General features: G+C 45.9%; 6 protein-coding genes and 1 rRNA gene. 3 read left to right on the top strand and 4 right to left on the bottom strand.

The window, feature by feature from the left end; genetic code table 11:
* The 3 genes from BLT53_RS22760 to BLT53_RS22750 all read right to left on the bottom strand — a co-directional run.
* A 16S ribosomal RNA gene (locus BLT53_RS22760) occupies positions 1-257 on the bottom strand; the annotation flags it as partial.
* Between the two features lie 312 nt (positions 258-569).
* Positions 570-2006, bottom strand: a complete 1437-nt coding sequence (locus tag BLT53_RS22755) for a nicotinate phosphoribosyltransferase (protein WP_090239274.1) — start codon at positions 2004-2006, stop codon at positions 570-572.
* A 108-nt stretch (positions 2007-2114) separates the two neighbouring features.
* Positions 2115-3779, bottom strand: coding sequence for a transglutaminase domain-containing protein (locus tag BLT53_RS22750; protein WP_090239253.1), 1665 nt, complete (start codon positions 3777-3779; stop codon positions 2115-2117).
* 275 nt (positions 3780-4054) lie between these two features.
* On the opposite strand from BLT53_RS22750, the gene BLT53_RS22745 reads away from it, so the two are divergent.
* Genes BLT53_RS22745 through BLT53_RS22735 form a run of 3 tightly spaced genes read left to right on the top strand, consistent with a single transcriptional unit; the run spans position 4055 to position 5453 of the window.
* Complete coding sequence (locus BLT53_RS22745; RefSeq protein WP_090239249.1) at positions 4055-4879, top strand: EcsC family protein; 825 nt, start codon at positions 4055-4057, stop codon at positions 4877-4879.
* Entirely contained in the window at positions 4872-5207 is a 336-nt protein-coding gene (locus BLT53_RS22740; protein ID WP_090239246.1) for a DUF2085 domain-containing protein, read from the top strand. Before BLT53_RS22745 ends, BLT53_RS22740 begins: the two co-directional genes overlap by 8 nt.
* 24 nt (positions 5208-5231) lie before the next feature.
* Complete coding sequence (locus tag BLT53_RS22735; RefSeq protein ID WP_061975590.1) at positions 5232-5453, top strand: hypothetical protein; 222 nt, start codon at positions 5232-5234, stop codon at positions 5451-5453.
* A gap of 53 nt (positions 5454-5506) precedes the next feature.
* On the opposite strand, the gene BLT53_RS22730 is transcribed toward BLT53_RS22735, so the two are convergent.
* Positions 5507-8350 (bottom strand): hypothetical protein, encoded by a 2844-nt coding sequence (locus tag BLT53_RS22730; protein WP_090239244.1) that lies wholly within the window; start codon positions 8348-8350, stop codon positions 5507-5509.
* Positions 8351-8353: the final 3 nt, after the last annotated feature.

Below are 8353 nucleotides of genomic sequence, written 5' to 3'. Positions count from 1 at the left end.
AGCTAATGCGCCGCGGGCCCATCTGTAAGTGTCAGCCGAAACCGACTTTCAAAAAAGAAACAGGCGTTTCTCTTTATTATCCGGTATTAGCTCCGGTTTCCCGGAGTTATCCCCGTCTTACAGGTAGGTTGCCCACGTGTTACTCACCCGTCCGCCGCTAACATCAGAGGAGCAAGCTCCTCATCTGTCCGCTCGACTTGCATGTATTAGGCACGCCGCCAGCGTTCGTCCTGAGCCAGGATCAAACTCTCCAATAAAGTGTTTGATATAGCTCATAAAAATTTGTTTCAAATAAGAAATTGATGGGATTGTAAAATCCCTGACTTACCTGGCTTTTGTTTGGTTTTCAAAGAACTGTTTGTTTCCGTCGCTCTCGTTGGCGACAAGGAATATCTTATCAAATCCTGCTTGCTAAGTCAACAACTTTTTTTCAATGTTTTTTTGAAGGAAAGTATGTGTCAAAAGCAGCAACGTTTACTACTATACCAGCGATATCGGGAGTGGTCAACCCTTTTTATAAAAATAAAAAAAGAGCCCGTCGGTGAAACCGACACGGGCTCTTGAAATGATTATTTAGCTGCTTCTTTAAGAAGCTGCATTTTGGTAGTCCATGCTTTTTCGCTGAGGTCCACATGATAGGTCTGCGGGTTCAGCTTTCGCATGTGCTGAGGCCAAAAAATCTTAATCTGACTGCGGAAATGGGATTTGATTTCATCCACCTGCGGCAGGTCATACACCAGATCTCCCTCATTAAAGACCGGCTTGAGCAATTCTTCCGCCCGGAAGTTATGGATGGTTTTGCTTTTATAGGTTTCTACCGGATCAAAAAGGTAGATGTCTTTTTCCGGAAGGGTTTCGCCTACCATGGCAATGTAATCTGCTTCGGCTTTCCCCGTGTCTTCGTTTACGATACGATATACCGTCTTGAAGCCTGGGTTTGTCACTTTTTCCACATTGCCAGATACTTTTATGGTTGGAACATACTCGCCATTGCTTTCACGCGCAACAAGCTTGTACACTCCTCCAAGTGCCGGCTGGTCAGCAGCTGTAATGAGCTGGGTTCCCACGCCCCATGAGGTAATCGTAGCACCCTGGCTTTTCAGCTCAGAGATTACTTCTTCATCCAGATCATTGGAGGCTACGATGACCGTATCCGTCAACCCGGCTTCATCAAGCATTCTTCTCGCCTGAATGGAAAGATACGCAAGATCCCCGCTGTCGAGACGGATGCCTTTGAGTGTTTTGCCTTTTTCTTTCAATTCCAGGCCGATTTTAATAGCGTTTGGAATTCCGCTTTTTAACGTATCGTATGTGTCAACGAGCAAGGTGCTTTGATCTGGAAGGGCCTCGGCAAACTTCCGGAAAGACTCTTCTTCCGTTTCAAAGCTTTGTACCCAGGAATGGGCATGAGTACCCTTGGTCGGAATGCCGAAGTATTTGCCTGCCAACAGATTGGAGGTGGCTCCAAAACCGGCAATATAGGCCGCTCTTGCTCCCCAGATGGCAGCGTCCGCTTCCTGCGCACGGCGTGATCCAAATTCCATAAAGTAATCCTCGGGTGCCACCTGCTTGATTCTCGCCGCTTTGGTCGCAATCAAGGTTTGGTAATTCATAAAGTTCAGCAAAGCTGTTTCAATCAGATGAGCTTCAAAAATTCTCGCTTCGATCCGGATCAGTGGTTCTCTCGGAAAGACAATGGTTCCTTCCGCCACGGAAGCCAAACTTCCCGTAAACCGGAATTCCCTCAGTTCCTGAAGAAATCCCTCCTCATATTGTTCTTCCTGTTCTTTTAAATAATTGATATCTTCTTCCGTAAAGCGCAGATTCTGCAAATAATAAACAATACGTTCAAGCCCTGCAAATACAGCATAGCCATTGCCAAACGGGTTTTTGCGATAAAATGCTTCGCATACGCATTTTTTATTTTGTGTACCGTTTTTCCAATGAGCATACATCATATTGATCTGGTACTTGTCTGTATGTAGTGTCAAATCTTCATGCCGCATCATCGTTCTTCACACCTTTCTCGCCTTATTTTCCCTTAAGTTCACAGTTCCTACTCTACTCGTTATTAAAAAATAAAGAAAGCCCTGAGACCTGATGTCCGGGCTTTCTTAATATTCAATTCCTGATTTTGTATGAGACTTCTTAAACTCCTCGGGCTCTGGATCAAAATATTTCAAAGTGTAATTCCTGACAAACCGGCCGTTCTGAAGATAGCCGGAGCCCCAGGTCGGATCCATGGTGAGCCAGCGGCCGTCCACCTTTGTTTCAATCCAGGCATGATCCTGGCCTGCATAACCGATGGCCATCCGTGCCTCCAAACCGCCTGCTCTCAGCAGAGCAATCGCAAGATATGAAAAGTCCTGGCAAACCCCTTTTTTCTCATGAAGGGTTTTAAGTGCACTGTCATCAAAAGCAAACGAGCGTTTGTCGAGCTTATTGACATCATACTGAATGTTCTTGGCCACGTACTCATACACTGCTTTTGCCTTGTCTTTGTCATTGTGCCTGTTGGCCATTAATTTAGCCGACAGCCTTCCGATTTCCATATCGTCCGATTGTATGCCTCTTGACGGGAGGCTGTAACGGACATCGTTCTGATTGATGTTTTCCATCGTAAAATGGGCAATGCCCACAAAATGCTGAACGCTTGTATTAGCCGAGGAAATTTCCGGCGCAAACACATTCACATCATATTTTCCGGGACCGAACCGGAGATAAAATTTCCCATCAAACGTATAGTCTTTTACCGGTACCGCGTACATGGCTTCAAGCGATCCCTTTTTGGTCTGAACAAACACCGTGTCTGTATCTTTAGCAAACGGAGCGTTTGGATCAATTTTTCCTTTCAGTTCATAATCCAGACCGGTTTTCATCCCGCCAGCAGCAGGAGACTCCAGTGTGAATCCGCGCTCGTTGTATTCTTTTGAAAACTCAATGGGCTGGGAGACTGTATCGGATGTGTTGTCTACTTTCAGTTCAGCAGCCTCGTTATAATAATTGGCCACGTTGGATGCAGGTGTCATCACTTTCAGGGTATGAACGCCCTCACCAAAGTAAAGAGGCACCCGGGTATCAAAATGTCCGTTCTCAACAGGCACCATAATTTTGGTGACCTGGGTTCCTTTGGACATTTGCACCAGCAGATCCTTTGCTTTCGTATCACCTATGGATCCCTTGATATCTACATTTCCTTCTTTTTTCATGTAGCCTTCAATGGAAGAGTTCAGCTTCAAATTCTCCTGATACGCATTTTGCGTGTACAGCACATCGCGTTTTACTTCCGGATTCACATTGGTCACATTCATTTGAGCCAAATCATAATAATAATCCTTGCTTTCATCGCTCGGCAGGCTGACCTTCACATCATATTTGCCTTTCCCGTTAAACAGCTGTACTTTTTGCTTGAACCGTCCATTTTCGATGGGTGCCAAATACTTAAAATGGCTTCCGTCTTTTTCACTGCGGATTGTGATCAGCGTATAGCTTGATTTTAAACGCTTGGTATTGTTGATTCTTCCCGAAACCATAAAGGAAGAATTCACACTAAAATCTTTGTATTTGGGACTTGTAAGCGTAGCACCGACCCTTCGGCTGTAGCCGCTGAGCTCCAGACGTTTTAAATCAGCTGTCTCATTATTCTTCTCCGCCGCTTTAGTAAGGGCATTGCCTGGTGTATCTTTTTCTTCAGTGGGGCTGCCTGTATCCAATAAACTGCAGCCTGGCAAGCTTAAGAGCAGAAACGGAAGAATGAAAGTGAGGATCGTTTTCCTCATTGTTTTCACTCCTTACTGTACTTACCTTTATTTTAAGGCATTTACAGGTTGGTGGCTAATCATATTCATTGTATGGGACAAGACAACGTTTACTCCCTACTACCTTATCGCCGGGCAGCTGCTTGTATGACAGCTTTCCACTGGGTCTCATTTCCAATTAATACCCGTTGCCAAATTCCCGTTAAACTAAAATGTGAATCTTCCTCCTGCTTTTCACGTATGACAATACATATTAAAATAAAAATAGAACCTTATGATGGGCAGGTTATGAAGGAGTGTTTACGATCGAGTCTCTTGAATTTTTACAGAAGGAACTGGAAAGTGTCCAGAAATGGGAAAAGGATCAAAAGGATTTATGGTTTTGGGAAAAGCTTGGGAGGATCCCTTTCAAGCTTCTCGATAAAATAACACCCAAATTTTTACAGGATAAGGCGCTTCAAATTGTCGATGAGATTGGAAGCTATGTTCAAACTGGCGGCAAGTATCTCGTCAGCGAGAAATCCATCTTAAAAAAATTTAAAGAAACAGGAAGCCTGCCAGAGGAATTCGCTGCACCAGACATCGCAAACCTGCCGCTTGGCTCCATGGACCAGACTGCCTCTTATTTCAAAAGCGCCCGTACAAAAATGGCAACTGTCCAAGGAGCCACAACCGGTGTTGGCGGCCTGTTCACATTAGGGATTGATATTCCTATCATTCTCGGCCTTTCACTGAAAACCCTCCAGGAAATTGCGATCTCTTATGGATATGACCCCACCAGCAAAGAGGAACGGATTTTCATCATTAAATGCCTGCAATTCGCTTCTTCGGATTATGTAGGGAAACGTGCGATTTTAGAAGAATTATCCATGAAGGATGACGAGCGAAACCGCCATGCCATTTCCCAGCTTCAGGGCTGGCGGGAAGTCATCGCTGCCTACCGGGACAATTTCGGATGGAAAAAGCTATTTCAATTGGTACCTGTAGCTGGGATGGTTTTCGGAGCGTTTATTAACAAATCCACCATTGATGAAGTGGCGGAAACGGGTATGATGCTCTATAGGAAACGAAGAATCCTTGAACGAATTCATCAGCTGGAGCAGAAACCTGCAGATGAGTAAGGAGGAACTGCTTGCCATTGTCCCGTGCCATCGAAAGCCGGAACGCTGTTTGAAAATCAACGGAAAACCGATGGCCCTGTGTGCACGGTGCACCGCACTTTACAGCTCTTACCTGCTGCTTCCTTTCCTCTATTTTGTTCCGCAGCTTCACAGCCTTGCGATCGCACTCCTTCTTCAGCTTCCTATGCTGGCAGATGGCCTGTCACAAAAATGGAAATGGCGGGAAAGCACCAATCCATTAAGGGTAGTGACCGGAACCATGAGCGGAGTCGGGCAGTGCCTGTTCATATGGTTTATCGCAGACTGGCTGAGCAAAGCACTCAGTTAACTTTCGAAGGAAAGGATGGTTGGAATGTTCATTCTTCAGCTTGTTGCACTATTGAGCTTACTGGTTGCCGGTTTTCAGGTCCTCGCGGTCGGAAACGTCATCGCCGGTGTTTCCCTGATCGGTTCAGGGTCGGTGATCAGCGCGGGCACTTATTATCTCTATTCCAAAAAAGCAAAAAACCGAAAAAAGCAGTCAGGCAAAAAATCAAAAAGCCTGGATTGCTGTGATTTTGACCTTTGTGACTGATACATACCAAACAGAAAAGCAGCAGGACCTTAGTGGTCCTGCTGCTTTTTGTGTTAGATTTGCGGCTCCGCTTGTTCGGTCTCCGGTAAGGGAGCTTCCTCTTCAGCCGGAGTGCTTTCTGCTGCATCCGTAATTGGCGCTTCTTCCTCTGATACCTCTTCTTTTGGCGGTTCTGTTTGAGGTGTTTCAGATGGAGAAGGCTCTGCTTTTGGTGTTTCAGAGGTTTCCTTTTGATCCCCCGCTTGCGGTTTCTCTACATCTTTCTTCGACTCTGAACGTTTTACTGTTTTCTCCTGAGGTTTCATATCTTTTTTCAAATCGGAATTGGATGCTGGCGTTGATTTCTTCTTCAGTTCATCAACCGCACTTTGCGCCTTGTCTCGTGTCCTTTGATTCACGTGCTTTGTGACGAGCAGTGTTTTATAGTATCGAACGGCCATTTCAAGATCCTTGTCTTTGCCTGTTGCCTTTAGAGTGTTCGCTTCACTCAGCAATTGAGTGGCCTGCTCTTGGAGTTGAGCGTCCACTAAAGGAGCCATCCATTGGCTGTCAGCCGCTTTATCAAAGTAATACACCGCTTTTTCACGGTCACTCTCCGTGAAAGTCTTCGCTTTTTTGTAATTGTCGATCGCTTCCTGTCTTGCCACAGCTTTACTCTTTTGATCATCCGGCATGCCGGTAGCGCTGGCAATCGTGCGATAGACTTTTACCAAGTCATCAAAGCTTCCTGATGGATGCTGTTCAAATAAAGCATTCGCAGCAGCTCCAAGTGTATCTTTGTTTAGCCCATCCTTGCTGTACAACTGGTTGGATTCGCTGGCATAGAAAATGGATTCCTCATAATGTCCTGCAGTTAATAAATCTGAAGCTTTTCTTGAATAGGCCAGGGCCTTTTTGCGGTCAAAGGCTGTTTTCGTTACATCATCACTTACATGAGGTGTTGTGCTCAACAGCTCATAGACATTTTCTTCTTTTTTCACGTCATCCAAATCATTAGCGGAAGATAACAGTTGTGTTGCCAACTCATTCAACTTGCCGGTCGATGCACCTGTCTCCCATCTCCCAACGGATTCGGATGCCACGATGACGGCTTCGCTCAAATCATCAATAGAAGCACCTTCTTTAGATGCCGTGTTCATCGCCTGAAGCATTAAGAGGTAGGCATTTAAATGTGACTCTGCTTTTTGATCTTCATCTTCCGGAACATTGGATACCTCTGTGAGTATCCGGTAATTGTTGATGATCTCATCTTTCTTATCTATATGGGTTTCAGGGTTGCTGGCAAGAAGATCTGTTTGCTCTAATAGACCTTTACTTGCATCATTAACGACTTTCTTATAGCGTCCTAACGGCAACGGGAAGTCGTTCCCGGCTAACGGACTGCCCTGTTCAATGACTTGGGCATATTTTCCTTCCTCAAGCAATTGTTTGAGGGTTTCAAGTTCTTTACCCTCTGGGAGGGGTTCATATTGTCCAGGTTCCCTTGGATCTAAGCCAGCTCTCGCTTTTTCAACCTGCTTCGCCATTAGTCCATCCTTAAGGTTTTTGGCACTTTCACCATATGTCGGAGAGAATTGAGCGAGCATTTGAAATTTGTTTAAAGCTGCCGCCAAGTTATCGGTTTGTTCCTTTAGAGCAGCTTCCATCACTACACGGTCAGCTTCACTATACTCGTTTGGATTCAAGTCCTTGCCAGGGTTTTGGGCATTGTACTTACCGACATAGTATAGAACCTGCTGAGCTTTTTCAGCATCCATCGGCTGCGGCTGATCCGGCTCTTGGTTTCCTTCACCTGGATTTTCTGGATCAGCTGGCTTGCTCAGATAGATTGAAATTTCCTGCTCAGCAAACTTGGAGAAAAGTTCTGCCCTGATTTCTTCTTTCATTTTTGCAAGCTCTTCATTTCCTTCATCATTAAGAGATGAGATCATTTGCAAGCTGGTTAAGCTGTCTGATGTCATGAAGTGATCTTCGAACGCTTTTGCTTTGGCTTCTGCTGCAGCATCGATCACCATTGCAACAAGGTCAGCATACTTTTCGCTTTCTGGTTTGATTTCCTTTTTTCCATAGTACATCACATTATAAAAGTCGTTGTTCACGCTATAGCTGGTTAAACGGTCGTATAACGACTCAGGAACAACAAGGGCCACATCCGGAATTGGGCTGCCCGGGTCTTCTCCCCCTGGATTATCCGGGTTGCCCGGATCAGTTGGCGTCCCTGGATCTGTCGGGGTGCCTGGATCAGTTGGCGTTCCCGGATCTGTCGGAGTGCCTGGATCAGTTGGTGTTCCTGGATCTGTCGGATCTTCATTGTCAGGAGGGGGTGTTCCATCACCAGGCTGGGGTGACCCATCATCAGGAAGAGTCGTTCCGTCATCTGGGTTAGTTGTATTATCCCCCGGAGGAACCGTTTCATCTTCCTGGTTGTCTGGATCCACCTCATTCCCAGGATTCAATCCTGGAATCGTTGGATCCGCTTTAGGAATCTCCGGTGGTGGCGGTGTTGGGATCACAACCTTATCCTGATCCACAAACAATTGAGTAATCGGCTCATCCGGATTGGATGCATCCACAAGATATACCGGGCTGTCGGTATCGTCGGTCAGGGCGAAGCCGTCACCGGTATTGTCCGGGGAGATTTCGGTTGCTTTTCTTTTTGGCTGGTTGTCCCTGTCGTCTTTGACCTGGTTGTCATCGGTATTGAGTGTGATGTCCTTGGCTGGTTTGCCCTTGTTCTTTTCTGACTTTGCGGTTTCCACGCTGGCGGTCTCCGTCTTTTGGGTTTGCCAGTAATACGTTCCCGTACCGGCAAGCGCCACAAGTAAGGCGGCAGAAGATGTGAGCATTACCTTCTTCGCCTTCGGGCTTAAAAAACTTTCATTTTCCTGATCTGCCATGGT

The sequence above is a fragment of the Fictibacillus solisalsi genome (assembly GCF_900103485.1).
GTDB lineage: Bacteria > Bacillota > Bacilli > Bacillales > Fictibacillaceae > Fictibacillus_C > Fictibacillus_C solisalsi.
The sequence above is the reverse complement of the archived record's forward strand: the minus strand, read 5'-3'. Positions and strand labels throughout refer to the sequence as shown.